Source organism: Pedobacter agri, assembly GCF_032678665.1.
In the GTDB taxonomy this organism is placed as follows: domain Bacteria; phylum Bacteroidota; class Bacteroidia; order Sphingobacteriales; family Sphingobacteriaceae; genus Pedobacter; species Pedobacter agri_A.
The window spans coordinates 387,522-412,520 of the sequence record NZ_JAVTSH010000004.1 but is presented as its reverse complement, the minus strand read 5'-3'; the positions used below and the strand labels follow the sequence as shown (position 1 = coordinate 412,520).

21 protein-coding genes are annotated in these 24,999 nt (G+C 38.6%); 2 read left to right on the top strand and 19 right to left on the bottom strand.

Features of this window, described 5'->3' with window-relative positions; translation table 11 throughout:
• The first annotated feature begins 18 nt into the window (after positions 1–18).
• Complete coding sequence (locus tag R2Q70_RS11115) at positions 19–3,423, top strand: glycosyltransferase (RefSeq protein ID WP_316807646.1); 3,405 nt, start codon at positions 19–21, stop codon at positions 3,421–3,423.
• A gap of 292 nt (positions 3,424–3,715) precedes the next feature.
• Here the strand turns inward: R2Q70_RS11115 and ispF are convergent, their stop codons facing one another.
• The 3 genes from ispF to R2Q70_RS11100 form a co-directional block, all read right to left on the bottom strand.
• Entirely contained in the window at positions 3,716–4,195 is a 480-nt protein-coding gene (gene ispF, locus R2Q70_RS11110; protein WP_316807645.1) for a 2-C-methyl-D-erythritol 2,4-cyclodiphosphate synthase, read from the bottom strand.
• Between the two features lie 45 nt (positions 4,196–4,240).
• Positions 4,241–5,428, bottom strand: coding sequence for a type IX secretion system outer membrane channel protein PorV (gene porV / locus R2Q70_RS11105; protein WP_316807644.1), 1,188 nt, complete (start codon positions 5,426–5,428; stop codon positions 4,241–4,243).
• A gap of 214 nt (positions 5,429–5,642) precedes the next feature.
• Positions 5,643–8,228 (bottom strand): AsmA-like C-terminal region-containing protein, encoded by a 2,586-nt coding sequence (locus R2Q70_RS11100; RefSeq protein ID WP_316807643.1) that lies wholly within the window; start codon positions 8,226–8,228, stop codon positions 5,643–5,645.
• 253 nt (positions 8,229–8,481) lie between these two features.
• Between R2Q70_RS11100 and R2Q70_RS11095 the strand changes: the two genes are divergently transcribed.
• On the top strand, positions 8,482–10,164 hold the full coding sequence (locus R2Q70_RS11095) for an SUMF1/EgtB/PvdO family nonheme iron enzyme (protein WP_316807642.1): 1,683 nt from the start codon (positions 8,482–8,484) through the stop codon (positions 10,162–10,164).
• A gap of 66 nt (positions 10,165–10,230) precedes the next feature.
• Here R2Q70_RS11095 and R2Q70_RS11090 read toward each other — a convergent pair whose 3' ends face one another.
• The 16 genes from R2Q70_RS11090 to nuoF all read right to left on the bottom strand — a co-directional run bounded on the left by R2Q70_RS11090 (position 10,231) and on the right by nuoF (position 24,987).
• Entirely contained in the window at positions 10,231–10,731 is a 501-nt protein-coding gene (locus tag R2Q70_RS11090; protein ID WP_316807641.1) for a biotin/lipoyl-containing protein, read from the bottom strand.
• A 2-nt stretch (positions 10,732–10,733) separates the two neighbouring features.
• Entirely contained in the window at positions 10,734–11,396 is a 663-nt protein-coding gene (locus R2Q70_RS11085) for a DUF4159 domain-containing protein (RefSeq protein ID WP_410478375.1), read from the bottom strand.
• Between the two features lie 53 nt (positions 11,397–11,449).
• Positions 11,450–12,154, bottom strand: coding sequence for a 16S rRNA (uracil(1498)-N(3))-methyltransferase (locus R2Q70_RS11080; RefSeq protein ID WP_316807639.1), 705 nt, complete (start codon positions 12,152–12,154; stop codon positions 11,450–11,452).
• An 8-nt stretch (positions 12,155–12,162) separates the two neighbouring features.
• Complete coding sequence (locus tag R2Q70_RS11075) at positions 12,163–13,587, bottom strand: hemolysin family protein (protein WP_316807638.1); 1,425 nt, start codon at positions 13,585–13,587, stop codon at positions 12,163–12,165.
• Positions 13,587–14,138 (bottom strand): inorganic diphosphatase, encoded by a 552-nt coding sequence (locus R2Q70_RS11070; RefSeq protein ID WP_316807637.1) that lies wholly within the window; start codon positions 14,136–14,138, stop codon positions 13,587–13,589. The genes R2Q70_RS11075 and R2Q70_RS11070 overlap by 1 nt, the downstream gene beginning before the upstream one ends.
• Positions 14,139–14,140: 2 nt before the next feature.
• On the bottom strand, positions 14,141–14,797 hold the full coding sequence (locus R2Q70_RS11065) for a DedA family protein (protein ID WP_316807636.1): 657 nt from the start codon (positions 14,795–14,797) through the stop codon (positions 14,141–14,143).
• 48 nt (positions 14,798–14,845) lie between these two features.
• Entirely contained in the window at positions 14,846–16,219 is a 1,374-nt protein-coding gene (locus R2Q70_RS11060; protein WP_316807635.1) for an NADH-quinone oxidoreductase subunit N, read from the bottom strand.
• 3 nt (positions 16,220–16,222) lie between these two features.
• Positions 16,223–17,686, bottom strand: a complete 1,464-nt coding sequence (locus tag R2Q70_RS11055) for an NADH-quinone oxidoreductase subunit M (RefSeq protein ID WP_316807634.1) — start codon at positions 17,684–17,686, stop codon at positions 16,223–16,225.
• A gap of 20 nt (positions 17,687–17,706) precedes the next feature.
• A complete protein-coding gene (gene nuoL / locus R2Q70_RS11050) occupies positions 17,707–19,608 on the bottom strand; it encodes an NADH-quinone oxidoreductase subunit L (RefSeq protein WP_410478374.1) in 1,902 nt (633 codons plus the stop codon).
• Positions 19,609–19,621: 13 nt separating this feature from the next.
• On the bottom strand, positions 19,622–19,951 hold the full coding sequence (gene nuoK / locus R2Q70_RS11045) for an NADH-quinone oxidoreductase subunit NuoK (RefSeq protein WP_010601897.1): 330 nt from the start codon (positions 19,949–19,951) through the stop codon (positions 19,622–19,624).
• Complete coding sequence (locus R2Q70_RS11040) at positions 19,951–20,454, bottom strand: NADH-quinone oxidoreductase subunit J (protein WP_316735423.1); 504 nt, start codon at positions 20,452–20,454, stop codon at positions 19,951–19,953. The genes nuoK and R2Q70_RS11040 overlap by 1 nt, the downstream gene beginning before the upstream one ends.
• Positions 20,455–20,633: 179 nt before the next feature.
• On the bottom strand, positions 20,634–21,137 hold the full coding sequence (locus tag R2Q70_RS11035; protein ID WP_316807633.1) for an NADH-quinone oxidoreductase subunit I: 504 nt from the start codon (positions 21,135–21,137) through the stop codon (positions 20,634–20,636).
• A gap of 2 nt (positions 21,138–21,139) precedes the next feature.
• Positions 21,140–22,177, bottom strand: a complete 1,038-nt coding sequence (gene nuoH / locus R2Q70_RS11030) for an NADH-quinone oxidoreductase subunit NuoH (RefSeq protein WP_316807632.1) — start codon at positions 22,175–22,177, stop codon at positions 21,140–21,142.
• Entirely contained in the window at positions 22,177–23,187 is a 1,011-nt protein-coding gene (locus R2Q70_RS11025) for a 2Fe-2S iron-sulfur cluster-binding protein (protein ID WP_316807631.1), read from the bottom strand. Before R2Q70_RS11025 ends, nuoH begins: the two co-directional genes overlap by 1 nt.
• A gap of 48 nt (positions 23,188–23,235) precedes the next feature.
• On the bottom strand, positions 23,236–23,607 hold the full coding sequence (locus R2Q70_RS11020) for a four helix bundle protein (RefSeq protein WP_316807630.1): 372 nt from the start codon (positions 23,605–23,607) through the stop codon (positions 23,236–23,238).
• 9 nt (positions 23,608–23,616) lie between these two features.
• Entirely contained in the window at positions 23,617–24,987 is a 1,371-nt protein-coding gene (nuoF, locus tag R2Q70_RS11015) for an NADH-quinone oxidoreductase subunit NuoF (protein WP_316807629.1), read from the bottom strand.
• Positions 24,988–24,999 lie beyond the last annotated feature (12 nt).

Sequence of the window (24,999 nt, the reverse complement as noted above, 5' to 3'; positions counted from 1 at the left end):
TTACAAATCAGAAGAAAAATGTCCGGAAAACAAATATTTCAAACTGAAACTAAAACACGCTGGAACACTTTCACATGGGTAAGTCGTTCATTTTTTTTAGTTTTTATCATCGCAATCATTTGTGTGGCCTTTACCCTATCATCCGTTCAGGCGCCTCGGTTGCCAGTGATTAATACCAATAATCCGCTCACGTCGAAACAATTAGAAAAGCTAAAAAAATCGCAGCAGTATAAAGCGTTTTCTATCGAGAAATCCAGGTTGCAAAAAATTAGAAAGGATCGGGAACATAGAATATTAACCAAGCATGGCGATCATAAGCGAATCAATATGGCCTTCTATGTGAGTTGGGCAGCAAGCAGAGGAGAATCCCTTTCCGATTTGAAAAGAAACATAGGGCACCTGGATATGGTAGCTACCGAGTCTTTGTTTCTTAACGGAGATTCTATTGTTGATAAAACGGATACGGCTGCATTAAAGGTTATCCAGCAGGCCAAAAAATATGCAATTGCAGTGGTGTCAAATTTTAATAAAGATCATTGGGATGGCCAGGCTGTAAAACGTTTATTAAACGATATGCCTGCGCAGCAAAAGCTGATTTCAAATTTGCTTACAGCCGTAAAAAAAGATGGCTATAAAGGAATTAATATCGATTTTGAAGAGTTGAACCTTGAAGACAGCGATAGTTTCAATTCCTTTATGAAAAATTTGTATGAGCAGTTTCATGCAAAAAATCTGATCGTTTCTCAGGATATTTCTCCTGAAAATGATGATTATCAATCAGAAGTGTTGCAGCGTTATAATGACTACATTGTGCTCATGGCTTACGATCAACATACCGATCTGAGCAACGCCGGGGATGTTTCTCATCAGGAATGGGTAGAAGAAAAGCTCGATAACATTTGCACTAAAGTGGATGCCGATAAAGTAATTTTAGCATTGGCTTGTTATGGCTATGATTGGCCCAACGGCAGCATCGGCAAATCTGTAACTTACGAGGAAGCCATAACTACCGCTGCGAATTATAAAAGTACCATCACTTATCAGCCGGCATCTGCAAACCTAAATTACACCTATCAAGATGGCAGCGGCATTAAACACGATGTGTATTTTACAGATGCAGCTACTTACTTCAACATTATTCGCAAAGCGGATGATTGGGGAATTGCAGGCGTTGCATTGTGGCGCCTGGGTTCAGAAGACAAACGTTTATGGTCTTTCCTATCTGATGATTTAAGCCTGAATGCGTTAACCAAGAAACCTTTTGATCTGAGAAAAATTTCGACCTTAAATATGGGCGGCATCGCCTACATTGGCGATGGAGAGATTTTAGATTTGGTTTCGACACCAGCACCAGGGGCGGTGAAATTTACCCTCAACAAGACAGATTTTACCATCGCCGATCAAAAATACACCCGCTTACCTGAAAAATATGTGATCAAAAGGTTTGGTGAGGCCGACAAAAAAATTGCATTGACTTTTGATGATGGTCCAGATCCGGTTTACACCCCTCAGGTCCTAAGTATTCTTAAACAAGAAAACGTTCCGGGATGCTTTTTTGTAGTGGGCATCATGGCCGAAAAAAACATGGAGCTTTTGAGGCAGGAATATGATCAGGGTTATGAAATTGGGAACCATACCTTTTTCCATCCGGATATGTCGGCTATTGGCCCACGCAGGGTTAAATTTGAACTCAATGCCACCAGAAGATTAATTGAGACCGTAACCGGCCACAGTACCATCTTATTCAGGGCGCCATTTAATGCTGATGCGGAGCCGCAGAATATTTCGGAAATTCTTCCTGTGGCCCAAAGCCGCAAAGAAAACTACATCAATGTTGGTGAATATATCGATCCTGAAGACTGGGAGCCTGGCAAAACAGCCGATCAGATTTTTAACGAAGTAATTAAACAGAAAGATAATGGAAATATTCTGCTCCTGCATGATGCAGGAGGAAATCGTGAGGCCACTGTGGCTGCACTGCCAAGAATTATTAAATATTTTAAAAAACAGGGCTACACCTTTACAACCGTTGGTGATTTAATGGGCAAAACAAGGGCTGAACTAATGCCTGCTGTAAAATCAGACGCCACAAGCGGCTTCACAGGATCAGGCGATTACCTGTTTATCAGTTTCTTTTATTATGGCAACATTGTTTTAAACGCTGTGTTTTCCGTTGCAATCGTTCTGGCCATTTTAAGATCAATTTTCATTGCATATCTTGCAGTTAAGCAACGCAATCGGGCAAAAAAGAATGCAAACAAACTGGTTCAGCATCCAAAACAAAAAGTGAGCATTATTATTCCTGCCTATAATGAAGAAATAACCGCAGTACAAACCATTAATAGCTTATTGAAAACTGATTATCCGGATTTTGAATTGATTTTTGTTGATGATGGCTCGAGAGATCATACTTTCCAGATTGTTGATGCTCGATTCGGAAACCATCCGCAGGTTAAAGTTTACCGAAAAGAAAATGGTGGCAAGGCTTCGGCACTAAACTATGGAATTGCAATGGCCAGTGCCGAATTCATTATTTGTATTGATGCCGATACGCAATTAAAATCTGATGCAGTGATTGAGCTGATGCGCCATTTTTATGATGATAAAATTGCGGCTGTGGCCGGTACCGTTAAGGTTGGAAATGCACATAACATCATTACCAAATGGCAATCGATAGAATACATCACCTCACAAAATATGGATCGTCGGGCTTTCGACTTACTAAACACCATCACCGTGGTTCCAGGCGCAATTGGCGCTTTTAGAAAAAATGTGGTTTTAGCAGTTGGCGGTTTTACTATTGACACCCTGGCGGAAGATTGTGATTTAACCATGCGGATCTTAAAGGCAGGCTACAAAGTTAAAAACTGCGATACGGCAATCGCCTATACAGAAGCACCGGAAACCGTTAATATGCTTTTAAAGCAACGTTTTCGCTGGAGCTTTGGCGTAATGCAAAGTTTCTGGAAAAACCGAAAAACCTTATTAAACAAAAAATACGGCTATTTCGGAATGGTTGGCATGCCTAATATTTTAATTTACCAGATTATTTTGCCGTTATTTTCGCCGCTAGCTGATCTGTTTATGTTGATTTCACTTGTTAGCGGCTTATTTTCGCTTAGCGCAATTAACAATTTAACGCTTACAGGTCTCAGTGGAATTTTAAGTTTGCATAATGGTTTTGGCCAGGTTTTGTTTTACTACCTCATCTTCATTTTTGTAGATATGATTTTTGCAGCCATTGCTTTTAAAATGGAAAAAGAAAAACTTAAAAGTCTGCTGTATATCTTTCCTCAACGTTTTTTTTGGCGGCAATTAATGTATCTGGTATTGTTTCGGTCACTTAGAAAAGCAATTAAAGGTGAACTCGAAAACTGGGGAACTTTGAAAAGAACGGGAAATGTTAAAGAGGTATCAGCATAAAGTGGTGCTTCAATTATTTACGATAATTCGGAAATGAAGGGCTTATCGATTATGGCAGCCAGTAGCCCTGCCATTCGCTTTAGTCCCGATGAAAAATCGGGAGCTGCCGCTGCTGTCAGGTTTACGAACAATGTTTTAGCACTGGCAAATTCTTGCTATGAAATACTGTTTTTGCTTTTTTAGCCCCGGTTGAAGCGTTACCCTGCAACGAGGAAGTATGACGAGTGAAGCGTAAAAGCAAAAAACGGGAAGAAACGTAAATTTTTAAGTAGGCTTTGCGCTACAAATTATTTTAGTTTTTCTCAATCAAACATACCGCGTAGGCTACAACGCCTTCTTCTCTACCCACAAAACCCATCGTTTCGTTGGTTGTGGCTTTAATGGAAATGTCATCAGTGGAAATTCCGATTGCATTGGCAATGTTTTCTTGCATGGCAGGAATGTGTGGATTAATTTTTGGTGCTTCCAGGCAAAGCATCGCATCAATATTACCAACTTGCCAACCTTTATCGGCCAATAACTTTACCGTTTCTTTGAGCAAAATAACACTGCTAATTCCTTTCCAACGGTCATCGGTATTTTTAAAATGAAAACCAATATCGCGAAGGTTTGCGGCACCTAACAAGGCATCGCAAATGGCATGAAGCAGTACATCGGCATCTGAATGGCCAAAAGCGCCTTTGTGATGTGATAAAGTTACCCCACCAACTACAAACGGATGTTGATCTTTTAGCTGATGTACATCGAAGCCAAAGCCTACTCTAATTTTCATTGTAAAAGTTTTATTGTGAATGTTATTTTGAGGAAAGTCAAAATGTTATTTAATGATTTTCTTATCGCCAAAGTTAAACAAAAGGCCAAAACGCAAGGTATTGGCTAACGGACTGGTTTGTGCATTGGCCAATAAATAAGAGAAATCGATGTTGAAGACATTGTATTTTAGACCCAACCCGAGTGTAAAGTAGCGGCTATCGCCTTTCATCGGACTCTGATAATTATAACCTGCCCTTAACGCAAATTGCTGATTGTACCAATATTCCAACCCTGTAGAAATGCCAACTTCTTTTAATTCTTCGCTAAAGCCTCCGGGTGCATCCGAAAAGGAGCCAAAAATACCTGCCGGAACTGAGCGGTTTGGATCTTTGCCGCTCACGATGTTATTATCCAGATCGTAAATGGGTTGTGTTGGAACAAGCAATTTGTTAAAATCGAGCGCAAAGGTGATGGTGCTATAATCATCAACGGCAATGGTTGACGCACCACCAAGCCTGAAATTGGTTGGCAGGAAAAAATTTTCTCCACCGTCTGAATAGCTCATTTTAGTACCAATGTTTGAGATGTTAGCTCCAGCTGATAATATTGCTGGTTTGCCAAACATGGTGGCAGATGTTTTATATAAGCCAGAAACATCAACCGCAACGGCTTTACCGCCTCTTACCTGCCCCGATGATGATAACTGCCCGGAAGCTAAATTGGAATAAATGTATCTTAACGAAGAACCTAAAGAAAACTCTTCACCGAAACTTCGGGCAAATGAAACATCAAAAGCCAGTTCATTGGGGTTAGCAATGCCTAATTCTTGTTGGTTGATATCGGTTAATTGAATGGAACCTAATGAAAAATAACGAAGTGACGCACCGATTGTATTCCGGTCATCAAGCTTGTAAAAACCGCTTAAATAAGCCAGATTAATATCAGGGACCAAACTTTTTAACCATGGACTATAAGAAACCGAAAAGCCATAAGGTTTATCAATAAAAGCCAATTTGGATGCATTGATACTGGTAGAATTTACGTCTCCGGCAACTGCAACACCTGCATCTCCCATCGCTCCAGAACGGGCATCGGGTGTAATTAATAAAAATGGAACAGCGGTAACGATGTTGTTTGATTCGGTTCCATTAGTTTGCGTATTACCTATAGTGACTTGGGCATTTGTTTTACCAAATACCAAGGCCAAAGAGAGTGCAGAAAAAGCAAGTTTACTAATGTACTTGAAATTCATCCTTTAAAGGTACGTAATTTTAGATCTTCGGGATATTGTTATGCTGGAGACTAGCTTGTTAACGCAAAACCGAAAATTATATTTTACCAAATTACGAAATATGTGACTATTTACTAATTAAAGCTACGATTTTTACAGTTTGATGAAACCGCAAAAATCGTAACTGTTAATGGTTTAAGCACTTATCATTCGAAAAACTGATAATCTTTTTTACTTAATTTTTCCTTTTAAACAGGCCATTCAGTTTATCGGCTATGGCTTCTTTAACTTTTTCAGTAGCTTTTGCCTTTACGGTATCAATTTTTGCCTGTGCTTTTGTTTGTAGCTCGGCTTTTTTCTCAGCTATAACTGAGTTTACCGCATCTTTCGCTGCAGTTTTGGTATCACCTGCTCCATATTTTAAGCCAATGGTAGGCTTAAAAAAGGTACCACCTAAAACAGCATTTACTTTGATGGTTTCGCTTAATGCAACATTTGTACCTGCCTTATTATTTAACTTTGCAATCATAGCATTGGCGGTTTCATTCGCTTTGGCACCAAGCATGGCACGCGGAACATTTAAAGCTAAATCATAATCCATGGTTTGATCGAGTCCGTTTGAGCCCTGGACATTCATAACAATTCCATCTTTTTTGATGTCAAATGGCGCAACGTTTAACCGCCCATCTTGTATTTTGAATTTAGTCATCACGTTGTTTAGTTCGAGTTTCTTAAACTTATCGGAACTAAGGGCCGATGCCAGCTTTTGAAGTGGCTCAAATCCATCTACCACCGCCTGGATGATGTTAGCCAATCCTTCAGCATTAATAGAAGAATATACAGGCATCATATTTTGATCAAGATCTGAATTGAACTTGAGGTTGGTAGAAAAGGTTCCTTTTGTGAATTTGGCAACCGGAGCCAAAAGTTTTACCGTATTAAAAGCACCGAAAGCTTTCTGAATATCCATTTTCTCAATCCCAAAGTTAACATCAACTTTAGGCTTCTTAGGTTCAGTTGTGGCATAGTAACCATTCATATTAACTTCCCCACCCAACATATTCATGCCCATATCTTTGAAAGTGATGGTTTTATTCTTGACCAATAAAGCGCCTTTGGCATTAGTGATATCGTAGGTATCATAAAGTACCTTATCTGCTTTTGCGGCTACTTTAAAATCAATATTGCCCGGAACTTCAAATACGGAAAGTTTCGAATTGGTTTTCTTTGCATCATCGTTTTTTGAAGCTGATTTTGGCCCCATCAGTTCATTCACATCAATCAAACTAGACGAAAGATTAAAATCTCCCTGTAACGCCTGGTTCTTTTTGAAAAAATAGCTCAAATAGTTGTTAACCGAGCCATTAGCAGAAAAATCACTCTTCCCAACTTTCGCAATTAAATTACTTAGCGTAATGTTTTTAGGACTAAAGCTCATTTTCGCAGTAGGCACATTAACGGGCATGGGTACGTTTTTACCAGCATAGGTGAAATTGTTTGCAATCATTTGCCCTGAGGCTTTGAATGCTTCATACTGGCCTTTATCTATTGATGATTTTCGACCCGCGGCCTGAACGTCAGCATCTAAAATTCCTGTTAAGGTCATATCTTTCATCGGGAAGATGCTGGTTAATTGCTTCAAATCAAGTTTGCCTTTTAAGGCCATATCTACAAATGGATCGGTTGTTGGGTTTTTTAAGAGTAGCCTGCCATCTACCGGAACTGCTCCAAATTCCAGGTGGAATGCCGGAACGTTAACCACAGTATGATCCATTACGCCATCAGGGTTATTGATATTCGATTTTATCTGGATGTTGTTAATTGCAGATGGCAGCGAAGGATATTTTATCTTACCATTTTCGATTGAAAGATTTACATTAAATGCGGGCAACGATTTTTCATTATAAGTTCCTTTGGCCGTTCCGTTCATTGCAAATTTACCGGTAGCTTGCATATCTTTAAAATTAGAAGCGTAAATAGCCGGAATCAGCGAAAGAAAATTCTTGAGTTCTGATTGTTTTGCGTCAAATTTAAAATCCATCACCATATCAGTTGCATTAGGCATTGCGAGATAACCCACGGCTGATAAGATCAATTCATTTAATTGAATTTTATTTTCTGAAAAAGTGAATTTCATATTTTTCATGTCGATATCAAGCGGTAAATCTGCAGCTAGCGCAACCTGATTTAAATAGGGAATTCCCCCATATTTAACGGTTAACTTTTCAATGTTTGACTTTGTATTTAAAGTAAACAAGTCTTGCGTGAAGTCGCCTTTTCCACTATGATTAACATTTTTTAATTCCATGAAGAAATTAAGGGCAGCATCATCATAAGTAATGTTCCCTTTTTCGATAGCGTATTTTTGAAGCGCAGCTTTGAAGCTGGTTTTAGCTGTATCAGCCGAGGTTGAGGCTGGATCTTTTTTCATGATATCCCAGTTGGCCAATCCACTTTTTAAAACCTTTGCATAAATCATGGGCTGCTCCAAATCAATCGATTTAATTTGATAGGTTTCTCCTTTGATTACACTTAATAAATTAACATTTAGCTGCAGTTGTTTAACATTTGCCAGTGTATCTTTAGCAAAACTGTCAATACCGACGACAGAAAGGTTGTTGATTTTTATCCCCAGATTGGGGAAAGAACTAAGCAAGCTTAAATCAAAGTCTTTAAAATCTACTTTGGCTTTAACATTATTATTGATGGTAGATTTAAGTTTGGCATCAATTTCCTTTTTAAAAAACAGCGGAACAGCTACAGCGCCAGCCAAAAGTATTAAAACAATAGCGGCAACGATTAGAGAAACTTTTTTAAGCATGATAAAATCTTTAAAGATGATAATGTTTGGTAGGCATGCTTTGCAATAAACGAACCAATTATATTACGCTTGTTTTGAATCTTTTAGCTAAAAAATGCATTAAAAGTTTAAAAGACACAATACGTCATAAAATAATACGTTAAGGGATAAAAATATAATCAGTATTTTATTGTCACAATATTTATATATTCATGTAAATTTGCTTAATTTTATCGGTTGAATCGCCATTGGGCGACATTCTTTAGTATCATATATGAAAAAACTTATACTATATTCTTTTACTTGTTTGTCTTTAGCTGCACTGCTTACCGCTTGTAGCTCCAAAGGTGGAAACAGTTCCAGCAAAACAGGCGTTCCTTATGCGGACAGGAAGAGCAAGAACAACCAATCGGGAGCTTTTGCCGTTGCTACGCAGTATAAAAGAGCACCTGGTCCGGGTTTGATTCCAATTGAGGGTGGTGTTTTAGTTGTAGGCGGAAGCGCAATTGAAGTGCCAGGTGTAGAACCAAACATCTATAATTACAAAAGGCAGGTAACGGTTCCATCTTTCTACATGGATGAAACTGAAGTTTCAAATACAGACTGGCTGGAGTATTTACACTGGATTAGGTATAACTACCCAGAAGATCAGGAATTTTACTACAATGAACTTCCTGACACATTGGTTTGGAGAAGTGCACTTTCTTACAATGAGCCATATGTAGATAATTATTTACGTCATCCGGCTTACCGTGATTATCCGGTGGTAGGTGTTTCCTGGGAACAGGCAAATCGTTATTGCCTTTGGAGATCATCACGAGCGAATGAATTTATTCTACGTGAAAAAGGCATTTTAACAGACTACAGAACGCTAGCTGGTGGAAATACAGGGCGTAATAATAATGCTGCAACTGCAGCTGCAACGCCAAGACCTGATAAGCCTTTTAATACAGATGCTTATTTGAATGGACAGTATGATGATAAGGGTAAAAACGCTCCGATTGATTACAATACTAAAGCAGGCGCAGCAACAGGTACTGCAGGTGCTGCTGCTGGTGGCAGAGGCAATAACCAGCCAAGAAGAACGGCTACATTGGAAGATGGCTTAATTATGCAGCCTTATCGTTTACCAACAGAAGCAGAGTGGGAATATGCTGCTTTAGGCTTAATTGGAAACACGGAATATGAAAATATTAACCAGAATAAAATTTACCCTTGGAATGGTTTAGGTGTTAGTTCAGCAAGTAAAAAAACAAGAGGTTTAATCCAGGCCAACTTTAAGAGAGCGCCTGGTGATTACATGGGTGTTGGCGGATCATTAAATGATAAAGGTGATTTAACCGTGCCGGTGATTCAATATACACCAAATGATTTTGGTTTATATAACATGGCTGGAAATGTGAATGAGTGGGTAAATGATGTTTACAGAACAGGAACATTTACGGATGCTGATGCCTTTAACCCTTATCGCGGTAACTATTTCGAAAATAAAAAACTAGAAAACGCACAATCAGGGAAGATTGCTTTAGATAAATACGGCAACCCGATTAAAGAAAATGCTTATTCAGGCAGAAAACAAACCTGGGCTGAAAAGCAGGCACAAGCTAAACGTGCTGATTCAATTTCAAGATCTACAGATCCACAAACTGCAACAGCATCAACTACCTATCAAGCCGATCAGAGAGGTTACAGAGACAGACAAAATCTTCTATTAAATGAAGAAGGCGTTACTTTGATCAACGATAAATCAAGAGTTTACAAGGGTGGTTCATGGAACGATATGGCATACTGGTTAAACCCAGCAACCAGACGTTTCTTGTCTCAGGATGAGTCATCAGCAGAAATTGGCTTCCGTTGCGCAATGACCATGTTAGGTGCACCGGAAATAAGTACCAGTGGCAAACGAAGTTTCAAAACCCCTCGTCAAGTACCATACAGGGTGAGTAAAGGTAAATAACATAAAAAGTTCCAGTTCGAGAGAATTGGGACTTTTTCTTTTTACAATGATATTTGTAGAAAAGAATTATTTAAACTGTATCAGAATTTGATTCTTCTCCACCTTATCACCTTTTACAACCGCTATCTTCTTCACAATTCCATCGGTTGATGATTTCAGGATATTCTCCATCTTCATCGCTTCGAGTATTAAAAGGCTGTCTCCTTTCTTCACTTCAGTATCTTCAGCAACCATCACATTCAAAACCAATCCAGGCATAGGTGCCTTTATCTCGGTGATTTTATTGCTGGCTAAATTGTCTAGCCCAAGTTGCTGCAAAAGCTGATCATATTGATCTTCAACACCTACCGAGTACACCGTTCCATTGACCTTGATTCGACAAGTCTTCGCGGCTTTATCAAATGAGATTACTTCAGTATTATATGATTGATGTTTATAAAGCAAATGAGCGGCGCCAGTGTTCAGTGCAGCTGAGTCAATTAAAGTGTCTTCGCCGTTTACCTTCAAATTCTTTTTTTCAATCTCAATATCGAACTGAAATTGTCCGTTAACTTTTACTTTATACATAGCTATTGTGTTAAAGCGTATTGCACTAAATTTGCGCCCATTTTTAGCGCTTTGCTTCGGGTTTCCTGTGTATCTTCAGGATAGGTACCGAAGTCTTCCCAGCCATTGCCTAAATCGCATTCAAAAGTATAATAACAAACGACTCTTCCCTTGTAAATTAAGGCGAAACCCTGAGGCCGCTTGTTGTCGTGTTCGTGAATTTTAGGCAAGCCACCCGGAAACTTAAATTTTTGATTATATATGGCATGATTGGCAGGCAGTTCAACGAAATTAAGTTCAGGAAATACCTTTTTCATTTGCGGTCTGATAAATTTATCCAACCCGTAATTATCGTCAATATGCAGGAATCCGCCACCAGTTAAATATTGACGTAAATTTTTCACCTCCTGATCGCTGAAAACAACATTCCCATGGCCCGTCATGTAAACAAAAGGGTAATTAAAAAGCTCCTTCGACCCTACTTCAACAATACTTTCTTCCGGATAAAAATTGGTTTTTAAATTGGAATTGCAGAAAGAAATTAAATTGGGCAGTGCAGTTCGATCGGCGTACCAATCTCCTCCCCCATTATACTTTAGTTTCGCCATGCGGTAGGAAGGAACAGTAAATGAAATAAGAACAAGGAATAAGGAGCAAGGAATAAAGACAAACGACAATAAACGCATCCGCTTGAACAGGAATGAACCTAAAACTTTTAACTTATAACATTCAACTCTTTTCATCGGTTAAGGTAATTGATTTCAAAACAAACAGACAATGCAGCAGTTTCAGTGCGCAATCTGTTATCTCCTAAAGTTAATGGTTTAAAGCCTTTGTTCAAAGCCAAATTAACTTCTTCGGGTGTGAAATCTCCTTCTGGGCCGATAAGTAGTAGATATTTTTGATGTGGGATGATAAGTTCAGAAATGTATTTTTTTTCCTGATTATCGATGCAATGAGCAATGAGTTTAGTTCCCTCAAATGGTGCTTTAAGCAACGTACTCAGCGATACAGCTTCATTTAATTTGGGATGATAAGCTTTGATAGATTGTTTAACTGCAGAAGTAATTACTTTGTTCAAACGATCTTCTTTCACTACCCGTCTTTCAGACCGATCGGTAATAATCGGGGTAATTTCGTCGATTCCGAGTTCAGTTGCCTTCTCTAAAAACCACTCCATACGATCGATATTTTTTGTAGGCGCTACTGCAATATGCAGGTAATGATTTCGCTTATGGAATTCAGTTTCTAATTTGAGAACTTTCAGACTAACCTTTTTTGGGTTATCTGATGTAATTTCTGCTGTGTAAAAACCACCTCTACCATCAACCAAATTTACCAAAGCACCCACGGGCAGCCTTAGCACTCTTACACAATGTTTACTTTCTTCTTCGTTAAGTGTGTAAGTGGTTTGGGTAATATCTGGCGTATAAAAAATATGCATTGTTGAAATTAGTGAATATCAACCTGATCTTCTTTATTAAGAACCAATTCTAACTTAATGGTTTCGATGTTTTGCTCGGTTTTCTTAAGAATGGTGAACAGATAACCGTATGACATGTTGCTTTCTCCTACTTCTGGTATACGTTCAAAAATATGTGAAACCAAGCCGCCAATGGTGTCGAAATCCTCATCTTCTGGTAAATCATGTGGCAGGTGTTCATTTACATCGTAAACCGTTGCAAAAGCATTTACGATAAATTCATTATCAGACACTTTCTCTACCAATGGTTTTTCTTCATCGTACTCATCCTGGATCTCGCCGACGAGCTCTTCCACAATATCTTCCAGCGTAACCATACCTGCCGTTCCACCGAATTCATCTAAAACAATAGCAATTTGAATGCGGTTGCTTTGCAGCTCACTCATCAAATCGTTTATTTTTTTTGTTTCCGTAACGAAGTAGGGCTTACGAATAATATCGTTTAACGTCCAGTGTTGATTTCCTGCTGCAACCAATGGTAAGATATCCTTGGCATGAATTATACCAACAATTTTATCCATAATTTCATCATAAACAGGCAAACGAGAGTAACCTTCTTTGATGATTTTATCAACAACTTCTTCTTTTACTGAGGTAAGTTCGATGCCAGATATTTTGGTTCTCGGAACCATGATGTTTTTAACCACACGCTCATTGAAATCAAAAACGTTTTTGATCAGCTCGTGCTCATTGTTATCCAATGCACCGCTTTCTTTTCCCTGATCCAACAGGTATTGTAACTCTTCCGTACTGTGAAGCGATTCATGACCTGCTGAGGTATCGATACCAAAAGGTTTCAAAATCACAGCTGCAAGACTGTTCAAAGTCCAAATAAATGGCCTAAAAACAACGTAGAAGATTTGTAGCGGAACAGATACAAATAATGTTGTGGCAACCGGCCTTTGAATGGCAAAAGATTTAGGAGCCAGCTCACCAAATACGATATGCATTACGGTAATTAATAAAAAGGCCACTATGGTTGATGCCGTATGGATGGTTGCATCGCTGAAACCCCATTCAAGGCTATCAAATAAATTTTTAAAGATGGTATGCATTACACCTTCACCAACCCAACCTAAGCCAAGTGAGGCAAGGGTAATACCAAGCTGTGTAGCGGCTAAATAACCATCCAGATTATGAATGATTGTTTTAGCCATTTTACCAACGCGGCTTCCTGTTTTTGCTTTAATTTCGATTTGAGATGCACGAACTTTCACGATAGCGAACTCTGCTGCCACAAAAAATCCATTCAATAGCACTAAAAATAATGCTAGAAATAATCGCCAACCTACCGAAGTAGTATCTGGTTCTTCTAACGCAACCAAGATTAAATTGGTGGGCAATATTGCACTTAACTCTGTATTTAAAAACAAGCAGGCCGTGGGTAAATCCATTATGCTAATTCTCTAAATGTTGTATTGTAAAGTTCTATACTTTCTTTAATTACCTTATGTGCGTAACGAACTCCTAATAGATGTTCGATAGTTACGTTTTTACCTTCTAAAGCTTTATAGTCCTGAAAGAAACGAACAATTTCTTTCATCTGGTGTGGTGGTAACTGATCTAGATCATCAATATAATTAACCGACATATCATGTGCGGCTACAGCAATGATTTTATCATCCTGCTCACCATTATCTACCATGTGCATTACACCAACAACTTTAGCTTCAATTAAGGTCATCGGGTAAACATCAACAGAACAAAGTACCAAAATATCTAATGGATCTTTATCATCACAATAAGTTTGAGGGATAAAGCCATAGTTGGCAGGGTACATTACTGATGAAAAAAGAACCCTGTCTAATTTAATTAGTCCTGATTCTTTATCTATCTCGTATTTGGCTTTTGAGCCTTTTGGAATTTCAATGATTGCGTTAACTGTTTCTGGAAGGTTACTTCCTGGAGATACGCTATGCCATGCGTGGTTTTCTTCTTTTGCCATTTTTAATTTAAATCTGTCTTTTCCTCTTCAGCGCTATTAACTTTACTTTTCACAAAGGTAATCAATAAAGGGATAGTTGTGATAGCGATAAAGCCAATAATAATATATAATAAGTAATCGTTAATTTCCTTTTCAAACCTTTTGCCCAAAAAATAACCCAATAAGGTAAGTGAACAAATCCATAGTATTGCTCCAACAACATTATAAAACGCAAATCGTTTGAAATCTAATTTTACTACGCCTGCAAAAATTGGAGCAAAAGTTCTAACGATCGGAACAAAGCGACCCATGATGAGTGCGAAGGCTCCTTGCTTGTTATAATAGGCCTCAGCTGCCTTTAGATATTTCTTTTTAAAGAAAAAACTATCTTTTCGGGTATACAACAAAGGACCAGTCCGGCGACCAAACCAATAACCAGTAAAATTACCAGATATTGCGGCGACACATAAACCTGCAAGCAATACAGCAATATTCACGTCTAGTTTTCCTGTGGCAACAAACATGCCTGCGAGGAACAATAAATAATCGCCTGGGAGGAAAAAACCGAAAAACAGACCTGTTTCTGCGTAGATAACAAACAGAACAAGATAGAAACCGCCCTCCCTCAATAATTTTTCGGGGTCAATTAAATGTTGTAGGTTATTCCAGAAATCCTGCATATTTCAATTATTCGTAAAACTACAAATAATTATCTAACAAGTGTATACCTATATCAGGTTTAAAATGATTGCTGGATAAATACCCAAAATAAGGGTGATAGCCACCGAAATTGCCAATACTACTTTGTATTGAACCGGAGCGGATAGCTCAACTTCTGCACCATCTTTAAACCAAACCGCTACGATAACCCTGAAATAGTAGTAGAAACCTACTAATGCATTTAAGATTGCGAAAGCAACCAGAATGGTATTGTATTGCTCCATTACGTTCAGGAACATGAGGTATTTACCGATAAAACCAGCAGTTAATGGAATCCCTGCCAATGACAACATTGCAACAGTAAGCGATAGGGCAACTAGGGGATTTTTTTTCCCTAGGCCATTAAAGCTTTCAAAGCTATCACTTCCGGTTTTCTGTTTAACAAGAATTAAAACCGCAAATGCGATAATTGATGCAAACGTATAAGCGGCTGCATAAACTAAAACACTATTTTGAGAATTAGCACCAATTACAACCAGCGAAAACAATAAGTAACCTGCATGAGAAATACTTGAATAGGCTAACATGCGCTTAAAGTTTTTCTGGAACAACGCCGTAATGTTGCCAATAAACAAGGTAAGAAAAACGATAACAATTAATGGTTGAACCCAGAAATCGTGAAGCGGTTGGAAAGCATCTGCAAACAATCTCAAGAAAGCTGCAAAACCTGCTGTTTTAACTACAGTACTCATAAAAGTAGTAATCAACGTTGGCGAACCTTCGTAAACATCTGGCGTCCAGAAGTGGAAAGGTGCAGCACCAACTTTAAAGCACAAACCAATCATCATCAGGATCACTCCAGGATAAAAGATAGGAGAAATCGCTTTGCTGTTATCTACCAAATAAGCCTGGATTTTATCTAAGTCGAACGAACCAGTAGCCCCGTAAATCAAAGTGATACCAAATAATAAAAATCCGGTAGAAAACGCTCCCATTAAGAAATATTTTAATGAGGCTTCGTTTGAGGCAAAATCCTTTTTACGAATACCGGCGAGGATATATAAACTTACCGACATGATTTCCAGCCCCACAAATAACATCGCCATGTTTTTGTATGATACCATCATAATCATCCCCGCAAGGGCAAAAAGAATTAAGGTATAATATTCAGCCACATTATCGCTTTTGGCGTGGAAATAGTTTTGTGTTAATAGGAAAATCAATAACGTTCCAACAATACAAACGCCTGAAAATGCTAAGGCAAAATTATCAGTTTGCATCATGCCGAAGTGTACAGCATTGCCATTCCATGCAGCGGCGGTAAAGCCCAATGCAGTAAGTAAGCCAACAACAGTAAGCGGTAATAATGCTTTTTTTGCTTTAAACAAACCTGCGTAAAGAACAATAAAAGCGGTTATACTAATGGTTATAATAATATTCATTGCTTATTTTACTGATGTTAATTTTTGATTTACCTGTTCTAATAAATGCTGTACAGATGCCTCTGTTAAGTGCAATAACGGTTTAGGATATACACCCAAAATGATGATTAAAGCACAGATGATGTAAAGAACCAATTTCTCAGTTCCCTGAATGTTTGTAAAAGTGATCGTTAATTCATTGGTTTTACCAAGCATTACATTTTGATACATGCGCAACATGTAAACTGCTCCGAAAATGATGGTTAAACCAGCAATAGCTGCAGCCAAGATGCCGTAGTTATAAACGCCCATCAACAACAAAAACTCACCGATAAAACCATTTGTTGCTGGTAATGCTACGGTTCCTAAAACTATGATTAAAAAAGTTATTGCCAGTTGTGGCGCCGCTTTAGCGATACCGCCCAATTCTTCAATTTTATTGGTTTTTACTCTTGAAAAAATAATGTCTAACACGAAGAATAAACCTACTACGTTAATACCGTGACTTAACATTTGAACCATTGCACCTTGCATACCTTGTTGGTTCAATGCGAAAATACCTGCAGCAATTAATCCAACGTGAGCAATTGATGAATAAGCCACCAAACGTTTAGCATCTTTCTGTGTAAAAGCAATTATCGAAGCGTAAACAATGCCGATGATCGAAAGTATCATTGCTAAACAAGACCAATCCTGAACACCAGCCGGAACGATTGGCAACAACCATCTGATTACGCCATAAATACCCATTTTTAACATGATACCTGATAGCAACATTGTTCCCTGAGTTGGCGCTGCTGTATAGGTATCTGGTTGCCAGGTGTGGAAAGGGAAAATCGGCATCTTAATTGCAAAAGCGATAAAGAAGGCCCAAAAAATCCATCCTTGTTGTGCACTATCTAAATTAAGCGCATAGAATGCTTGAATTTCGAAATTATTTGCAGGGTTCTGTAGATATAAATAAATAATCCCCATCAGCATAAACAATGAACCTGCAATCGTGTAAACGAAAAACTTCATGTTAATGCGGATTCTATCTTTTCCGCCCCAGAAGGCGCAGATGAAATAAATCGGAATCAATGCTGCTTCCCATCCAATGTAGAAAAGAAAAGCATCCATTGCTGTAAACACCAACAACAGGCCAGTTTGCATGAATAAAATCAATGCATAAAAAGCAGAAGGATTTTTATAATCGTGTCTGTAACTCGATAAAATAATAATCGGGATTAATAGGTTGGTAAGCAATACAACCAACATGCTAATACCATCGATACCGGCATGAAAGCGAATCCCTAAATCAGCAATCCATGGTAAGTTTGCTTCGAACTGTGTACTTGCATTTGGAATGAAGTTACAAGCGATAAACAAAGTCAAGCCTAAGGAAGCAACCGAAATTACGGTCGAAACGATTTTAGCCGACTTGCCTGCAAATGCTGTAATGATAGCACCTACCAGCGGAAGAAATATAAGTAGTAAAAGTTGTTCCATTATTTATTTTTGAACCCTTTTTATATGTAACGAAATGTGTAAACAAGCAATGCGATGATACCAGCAACCATCATAAATATGTAGAAACCTACATTTCCACTTTGTAATAAACGTACGCCCTTACTTGCCTCGTTTGTACTCCAACCCAAACCGTTTACAATGCCATCGATGAATTTGGTATCGATAATTCTGTAGAAAAATCTTGAAAAAGCATCCAGTGGTTTTGTAATGATGAAATCGTAAATCTCATCCAAATAGAATTTATGGTAAGATAATTTTGCCAATGCCGAACGAGGTGCTTCATCAGCCACAGGAACACGGGCACCTTTAACGTATCTTGTATAAGCATAAAGTAAAGCCACAATTGCTGCTACAACTGAAACGCCCATTAAAGTAAACTCAAGGGAATGACTTAATCCCAATTCGTGTTGCGCAACACCAGCACCACTTAACCAATGAGCCAGCCATTCGTTTCCACCGAAAACGTGAGGAATGTTGATGGCTCCACCAATCGCAGCTAAAACAGCTAAAATTATCAATGGAATGGTCATCGCCTTTGGCGATTCATGTACATGGCTTTCTTCGTGATGTGTACCTCTGTATTTTCCAGAAAAAGTCAGGAACATCATTCTGAACATATAAAATGAAGTTAAGAATGCAGTTAATACACCCACACCCCAAAGAATTGGGCTTGCCTGATAAGCGTGTGCTAAAATTTCATCTTTCGAAAAGAAACCTGAAAAAGGCGGTAAACCTGCAATCGCGATTGTACCAATCATCATCGTTAAGAAAGTAACCGGAAGTTTTTTTCTTAATCCACCCATGTGGCGCATGTCTTGTTCGTGATGCAAGGCATGGATAACCGAACCGGCGCCTAAGAATAATAATGCTTTAAAGAAAGCGTGGGTTAATACATGGAAAAATGAACCCGTATATGCGCCAACCCCTAAGCCTAAAAACATGTAGCCTAACTGCGATACTGTTGAATAAGCCAATACTTTTTTGATATCGGTTTGTGTTAAAGCGATAATTGCCGCTACTAAGGCTGTTGTTATACCAACTATTGCAATGATTTGCTGCGTTAGTGGAGCTAAATCGAATAATACACTTGAGCGGGCAATCATGTAAATACCTGCAGTTACCATCGTAGCTGCGTGAATCAGGGCAGAAACGGGTGTTGGTCCGGCCATCGCATCAGGTAACCAGGTGAATAATGGCAACTGTGCTGATTTACCACAAGCTCCAATAAACAACAATATGGTAATTAAAACCAATGTATTATTTCCTGGCAGCATGTTCGCCGCCTGAGGGAATATTTTAGAGAATTCAACACTTCCGAAGAAATTAAAGATTAAGAACACACCCAGCAAAAAGCCTAAGTCGCCAATACGGTTCATTACAAATGCTTTTTTAGCAGCAGAGGCATAAGAACTGTTTGTATACCAAAATCCAATTAAAAGGTATGAGCATAAACCGACGCCTTCCCATCCGATAAACATCACAATGTAGTTTGAACCCAATACCAGTAAAAGCATAAAGAAAACAAACAGGTTAAGGTAGGCGAAGAATTTTCCAAATCCTTCGTCATCATGCATGTAGCTGGTAGAATATAAGTGGATTAAGAATCCAATTCCAGTGATAATCAACAGCATGATTGAACTTAATGGGTCAACCAGAAATGATAAAGGAATGTGTAAGGTTCCTGCGGTAATCCAATCGAATAAAAATACTTCGTGAGATTTTTGTGTATCGCCCTGTAAACTAAAGAAAATAACTACGCTGATAATGAAAGAAGCTAGAATTACGCCACTTCCGATGATGCCAACAAGTCCTTTAGATAGAGCGTTTCTGCCCAGCCCGTTAACTACAAACCCTAAAAAAGGAAGTAGCGGAACTAACCAAATCAATTGTTCTATTGTCATTCTTACTATATATTTACCACTTAAGGCGATTTAAAACATTAATATCTATCGATTTCGTATTTCTATAAACCATTACGATAATCGCCAAACCAACTGCAACCTCTGCAGCAGCAAGTGCCATAATGAAGAATACGAAAACTTGTCCGGATGGGTCGTTGCTATGTACGGAGAAAGCTGTTAATAACAAGTTTACTGCATTTAACATTAACTCAACCGACATAAAAATTACGATTGCATTTCTACGGGTTAACACGCCAATTACACCAATAGTGAAAATAATTGCACATAAATAGATGTAGTGATTGAGCGGGACGCCTGCCATTTGTGTAGTTAAATTTTCCATTATGCTTCTACCTCATCTCTTTTAGATAATAAAACGGCTCCAACCATTGCTGCCAATAGTAACAGAGATGATAATTCGAATGGTAATAAGAATGGGCCAAAAAGCTCTTTACCTAAGTTTTCTACCAAACCTAATCCTTGATTCTTCAGAATTAAAGGACTGTTAATGCTTGCCGCTTTGAAAGAACCCACAAGGGTTACCACTAAACAACATCCGGCAATAACACCTACAATTTTAATCAATGGCGATTTTACGGGTTCAGTTTCCTTGTTTAAATTGAGGAGCATCAGCACGAATAAAAATAATACCATGATGGCTCCCATGTAAACAATGAAGTTTACAACAGCTAAAAACTGTGCATTCAACAATACATAATGTACGGTGAATGTGAAAAAGGTAAGGATTAAGTACAGTACGCTGTGGATCGGATTTTTTGCAAAAATCACCATCAGCGAAAAGATGATACTTAATGTGGCTACGAAATAGAATACTTGTGTACTCATTAATTTGTTATTTGTTTTATTTGTTTCTTCGTTCGTCATTGCGAGGTACGAAGCAATCTTTAATTCGTCACCCTGAATTTATTTCAGGGTCTTCATTCAATAGACGCTGATCCCGAATATTCGGGACAGCATGACGATTGCCTAATCTGCCATGGTTCGTGTCGTCACGAACCACAAAATTATTTTTTCATCTCCAATGGAGCCTCAACCAATTTATCTTTTCCGTAAATGAAATCCTTACGTAGATAATCTGCCGGTACAATTGGGCCGTCTAAATAAATAGCCTCTTTCGGACAAGCTTCTTCACATAATCCACAGAAAATGCAACGCAACATGTTAATCTCATAAGTTGCTGCATATTTTTCTTCACGGTATAAATGCTTCTCTTCCGGTTTACGTTCCGATGCAATCATGGTAATCGCTTCAGCAGGGCAAGATAACGCACATAAACCGCAAGCCGTACAACGTTCCTTTCCATTCTCATCACGTTTAAGTGAGTGCATACCTCTAAAGTTTGCCGAGAATTCGCGTTCTACTTCCGGGTATCTTACTGTAGCCTCTTTTTTGAATAAGTGGCTGATGGTAATGCCCATACCTTTTGCAATAGCAGGAAGATACATGCGCTCCATAAAGCTCAAAGGCTTTTGTTCCAGTACTTTTTTCTTATTACTTAATGATTCCATAATTAAAACTTCTCTATAATCGCAATCACAACCCCGGTTATTATAATATTGGCAATCGCCAAAGGTATTAAACCTTTCCAACCTAAATTCATTAGTTGATCATACCGGAAACGAGGGATTGTCCAACGTACCCACATGAAGAAAAAGATGAAGAAGACGATTTTCACAAAAAATACTCCAACACCAAAAAGTGGTGCCCAGGTTGGTCCAAGCAATGTTGCCATATAATCCATACCCGGATAGTTGTAACCACCGAAATATAATGTTGCCATTACTGCTGATGATACAAACATGTTGATGTATTCAGCAAAAAGGTAAAAACCTAATTTCATTGAAGAATACTCCGTGTGGTAACCGCCGATTAACTCGGTTTCACATTCTGGTAAATCGAAAGGTGCTCGGTTGGTTTCTGCAAAAGAACAAACCATAAAAATTAAAAATCCCAATGGCTGGTATAAAACATTCCAATGCCAACCGTGTTGTTGGTCAACAATTTCTTTTAAACTTAAGGTATTGGTCATCAAAAGCAAAGCGATGATAGACAGACCCATTGCAATTTCATAACTGATGTTTTGTGAAGCTGCACGAATAGCACTCAATAATGAGTATTTATTATTGGATGCCCAACCACCGATCATTACCCCATAAACACCAAGTGATACAACACCAAAAATGTATAGCACACCAACATTGATGTCAGCTACCTGAAGTGGAACGATTTTTCCGCCGATTTCCATTGGGCTTCCCCAAGGAATAACTGCCGTACCAATACAAGCACATAATAACGCCAAACCGGGACCAACGATAAATAACCATTTGTTCGATGTAGTAGGAATAATTTCCTCTTTCATGAACATCTTTACACCATCGGCAAGTGGTTGTAAGATACCAAAAGGGCCAGCCCTATCCGGACCCAAACGATCTTGAAGGTAGGCTGCAACTTTACGCTCAGCGTAAGTAGAATACATGGCAATTACCAAACTGATACCGAATATTACCGCTACCAGAATAAATTTTTCTATGATAAAACCTGTATCCATTAGTATTTCACTGATTTATGTAACTCAATTTCATTCGCTGCCTGTAAAGCCGGATTTGGCTTGATAACAGGAAGTGGTTTTAATGTTTCGTAGTGATTAGAAGCAATTACTGAAGTATCATCAATATGCGTTGGATGTTCAATCGTCCAATCAGATGTCGCCTTTTTATCAAAACGACAGGTATTACAAATAAACTCTTCTACTTCTCCGAACTGGTCTTTACGGGCCGTAACACGCAAAACATCTTCTCCTTTATACCAAAGCGTTACCTTACCATTGCACTTTTCATGGTCGCAATTGCGATGTGCATCAACTGGCTTAGTAAACCAAACACGGTTTTTGAAACGGAAAGTTTTATCAGTTAAAGCACCAACCGGGCAAACATCAATTACGTTTCCTGAAAAATCGTTATCAACGGCTTGTTGGATATAAGTCGAAATTTCTGAGTGGTCGCCACGGTTTAATATTCCATGAACACGTTTGTTTGTAATCTGATCGGCAGTGAAAACACAACGGTAGCACAGAATACAACGATTCATGTGCAACTGAATTTTATCGCCAATATCAATACGTTCGAAAGTACGGCGCTCAAACTCATAACGGGTTTTTTGCAAACCATGCTCGTAACCCAAATTCTGTAAATCGCATTCACCAGCCTGATCGCAAACCGGGCAATCTAACGGGTGGTTAATTAATAAAATTTCAACCACACCTGCACGGGCTTCTAAAACTTCTGGCGAGGTAATGTTCAGCACTTCCATACCATCCATTACTGTTGTACGGCAAGATGCAACCAATTTTGGCATCGGGCGAGGGTCTTTTTCCGAACCTTTTGTTACCTTAACAATACAGGTACGGCATTTACCACCACTGCCTTCTAATTTAGAATAATAGCACATCGCAGGCGGAACGATATCACCTCCAATTTGCCTTGCAGCATTTAGGATAGTGGTTCCGTTATCAACCTCTACTGTTATCCCATCTATCGTAACCTTAACTTTATCACTCATTAGTAAAATTCAAAAGTGAAAATTTTAAATTAAAAACCTTCAAAAGGTTTAAGCTTTATCTTTATTTAAGTTGATTATTATTGAAGCTAGAATCCTTGATATTTCATCTGCTTCTTTTAATAAATCATTTACTTTTTCTTTATTCGTTTGTGCTACTTCTGTGTCTCTAACTAAGCAAAGCCAATACTTTGTTTCATTGGCAGATTTTAAGGCAATGTTGTAAAAGTTTTTAAAATCTTTTCTCGAACTTCCTGCCTTACCCTCAACAACATTAGCTCCAATTGATGTTGCACTTCTTAACAATTGGTCGAAAATTGAAAAATATAACCGTTCGAATTTAAGACTTGATATAAAATTGATTATCGATTTAGAAAAATGATAACTTCTGATTTTTATATCGTCTGTCTTTTCTTCAGACATTTTTACTTTTTAATTTTCACTTTTTACTTCAGCAGCTTTCTCTATCGGTGTAGCATAATTTGCCAAGCCGTAATTCTGCTGCTGACTCTTAACAGGCTCTTTAATGTGCCACTCAAACTCATCTCTAAAATGACGAATCGCACTGGCGACTGGCCAGGCTGCTGCATCACCTAACGGACAAATGGTATTACCTTCAATTTTGCGTTGAATATCCCAAAGCAAATCTACATCATCCATTGAACCATGACCATGCTCAATTTTGTGCAATATTTTTTCCATCCATCCGGTACCTTCACGGCATGGCGAACATTGTCCACAACTTTCGTGATGATAAAAGCGAGAGAAATTCCAGGTATTACGAACAATACATTGGTCTTCATCAAAGGCAATAAAACCACCTGAACCCATCATGGTTCCAGTAGCAAAACCACCTTCAGATAATGATTCGTAACTCATTAAGCGAGGTTCGCCATTGGCTAACTTCAAAGTTAAATTAGCAGGCAAAACCGGAACAGATGAACCACCTGCAACCGTTGCTTTTAAGCGTTTACCGTTTGCAATACCACCGCAGTACTCATCAGAATAGATAAATTCTTCAACTGGCAAGCCTAATTCAATTTCATAAACACCTGATTTCACCAAATTTCCGGATGCTGATATTAATTTTGTACCTGTACTTCTACCGATACCAATTTTTGCATATTCATCGCCACCATCATTAATAATTGGCACCACTGCAGCAATCGATTCTACGTTATTTACTACCGTTGGGCAACCATATAAACCTGCAATTGCAGGGAAAGGTGGTTTAATTCTTGGATTACCTCTTTTGCCTTCAAGGGATTCTAACAATGCAGTTTCTTCACCACAAATGTAAGCACCACCACCTGGCTGAACATATAATTCTAAATCGTAACCTGTTCCTAAAATGTTTTTGCCCAACCATCCTGCAGCTTTTGCTTCAGCAATTGCTTTTTCCAGAATGCGAATTTGAGGCATCATTTCTCCGCGAACGTAGATGTATGAAACCTTAGCACCCAATGCAAAACTAGATACAATCATCCCCTCAATTAAAGCATGAGGAATGTAAGTCATCAGGTAACGGTCTTTGAAAGTTCCCGGCTCAGATTCATCAGCATTGCAAACCAAATAGCGTGCAACCCCTTCTGGTTTAGCCAAAAAGCTCCATTTCATCCCGGTAGGGAAACCCGCACCACCGCGACCGCGTAAGCCTGATTTCTTAACCTCTTCAACAATCTCTTCAGGTGTTAAAGTTTTAAGGGCTTTTTCTACGGCACGGTACCCGCCTTTTTGGCGATAGACCTCAAGTGTATTGATGCCTGGTACGTTTATATGCTCAAGTAATAATTTGCGACTCATTATTTTTTAGAT

Bases quoted from the DNA above. Each gene is read 5' to 3' on its own strand.
- ispF (WP_316807645.1), bottom strand. From the start codon at position 4,195: ATGAAAATTAGAGTAGGCTTTGGCTTCGATGTACATCAGCTAAAAGAT.
- nuoH (WP_316807632.1), bottom strand. From the start codon at position 22,177: ATGGATACAGGTTTTATCATAGAAAAATTTATTCTGGTAGCGGTAATA.
- porV (WP_316807644.1), bottom strand. From the start codon at position 5,428: ATGAATTTCAAGTACATTAGTAAACTTGCTTTTTCTGCACTCTCTTTG.
- R2Q70_RS11115 (WP_316807646.1), top strand. From the start codon at position 19: ATGTCCGGAAAACAAATATTTCAAACTGAAACTAAAACACGCTGGAAC.
- R2Q70_RS11080 (WP_316807639.1), bottom strand. From the start codon at position 12,154: ATGCATATTTTTTATACGCCAGATATTACCCAAACCACTTACACACTT.
- nuoL (WP_410478374.1), bottom strand. From the start codon at position 19,608: ATGACAATAGAACAATTGATTTGGTTAGTTCCGCTACTTCCTTTTTTA.
- R2Q70_RS11025 (WP_316807631.1), bottom strand. From the start codon at position 23,187: ATGAGTGATAAAGTTAAGGTTACGATAGATGGGATAACAGTAGAGGTT.
- R2Q70_RS11090 (WP_316807641.1), bottom strand. From the start codon at position 10,731: ATGTATAAAGTAAAAGTTAACGGACAATTTCAGTTCGATATTGAGATT.
- R2Q70_RS11055 (WP_316807634.1), bottom strand. From the start codon at position 17,686: ATGGAACAACTTTTACTACTTATATTTCTTCCGCTGGTAGGTGCTATC.
- R2Q70_RS11075 (WP_316807638.1), bottom strand. From the start codon at position 13,587: ATGGATTTACCCACGGCCTGCTTGTTTTTAAATACAGAGTTAAGTGCA.
- R2Q70_RS11020 (WP_316807630.1), bottom strand. From the start codon at position 23,607: ATGTCTGAAGAAAAGACAGACGATATAAAAATCAGAAGTTATCATTTT.
- R2Q70_RS11065 (WP_316807636.1), bottom strand. From the start codon at position 14,797: ATGCAGGATTTCTGGAATAACCTACAACATTTAATTGACCCCGAAAAA.
- R2Q70_RS11095 (WP_316807642.1), top strand. From the start codon at position 8,482: ATGAAAAAACTTATACTATATTCTTTTACTTGTTTGTCTTTAGCTGCA.
- nuoF (WP_316807629.1), bottom strand. From the start codon at position 24,987: ATGAGTCGCAAATTATTACTTGAGCATATAAACGTACCAGGCATCAAT.
- R2Q70_RS11070 (WP_316807637.1), bottom strand. From the start codon at position 14,138: ATGGCAAAAGAAGAAAACCACGCATGGCATAGCGTATCTCCAGGAAGT.
- R2Q70_RS11100 (WP_316807643.1), bottom strand. From the start codon at position 8,228: ATGCTTAAAAAAGTTTCTCTAATCGTTGCCGCTATTGTTTTAATACTT.
- nuoK (WP_010601897.1), bottom strand. From the start codon at position 19,951: ATGGAAAATTTAACTACACAAATGGCAGGCGTCCCGCTCAATCACTAC.
- R2Q70_RS11035 (WP_316807633.1), bottom strand. From the start codon at position 21,137: ATGGAATCATTAAGTAATAAGAAAAAAGTACTGGAACAAAAGCCTTTG.
- R2Q70_RS11060 (WP_316807635.1), bottom strand. From the start codon at position 16,219: ATGAATATTATTATAACCATTAGTATAACCGCTTTTATTGTTCTTTAC.
- R2Q70_RS11085 (WP_410478375.1), bottom strand. From the start codon at position 11,396: ATGCGTTTATTGTCGTTTGTCTTTATTCCTTGCTCCTTATTCCTTGTT.
- R2Q70_RS11040 (WP_316735423.1), bottom strand. From the start codon at position 20,454: ATGAGTACACAAGTATTCTATTTCGTAGCCACATTAAGTATCATCTTT.